This window comes from Protofrankia sp. Cr1, assembly GCF_963555865.1.
GTDB lineage: Bacteria > Actinomycetota > Actinomycetes > Frankiales > Frankiaceae > Protofrankia.
Window position 1 is genome coordinate 5,930 of record NZ_CAUVXO010000301.1, and the last position, 852, is coordinate 6,781.

Consider the following 852-nt stretch of genomic DNA (forward strand, 5'->3'; position numbering starts at 1 on the left):
GTGTCGGGGAATTCCCCTGGTTCCCGGTCGCTTCGGCCGGGCGTGCCGACTCGGCCGAACCTAGGGATTTCCCGGAAGCGCAGCGGTGCCCTTGTGTGGTCTCGTCAGCGGGATACGACCGAGACCGGGGGCAGAGCGCTCATGACATCCGTTTCAGCAGACGATCCCGGGATTCCCACGACCGGTGTCCGCATCGGGTTGCTCGACGGGTTCCGGTTGTGCGTGAACCAGCGCAGCGCGCCGGTCCCGCTGGCCGCCCAGCGCCTGGTCGCGCTGCTCGCGCTGTGGGACAGGGAAGTCGCCCGTTGCGAGGTGTCGGGAACGCTGTGGCCCGAAGCCAACCAGGCGCAGGCCAACGGCCGCCTGCGCACGGCATTGTGGCGGCTGCGACGCGCCGAGCGGACACTCGTCATCGCGACGCCGACCCATCTCGGCCTGTGTCCCGCGGTACGGACGGACACCGACGAGACGATCGCCTATGCGCGGCGGCTACTGGAACCGGCCGACCGGTGCGACGGACACCCGCTGCGCCCGCAGCCGCTGCTCGGGGTGCTGCTGCCGGGTTGGTATGACGACTGGGTCGTTTTCGAGCGGGAACGGCTCCGCCAGCTCACCCTGCATGCGCTGGAGTCCCTCGCCGACCGACTGTTGGACGCCGGCCGGTTCGGCGCGGCGACGGATGCCGCCTACGGGGCGATCCGCGCCGATCCGCTGCGGGAGAGCGCACACCGGACGCTCATCCGCGTCCATCTCGCCGAAGGGAACGCGCACGAGGCGCTGCGCACCTACCGTTCCTACGTCGACCTGCTCCAGCGTGAACTCGGCATCGGGCCGTCGATGCAGCTGACATCG

At 70.2% G+C, this 852-nt stretch carries 1 protein-coding gene; it reads left to right on the forward strand.

Going from position 1 to position 852, the window contains the following annotated elements; genetic code table 11:
• Positions 1-141: 141 nt before the first annotated feature.
• Positions 142-852: AfsR/SARP family transcriptional regulator (locus U9980_RS19635; protein WP_322769259.1), on the forward strand; the 711-nt coding region annotated here is incomplete at its 3' end.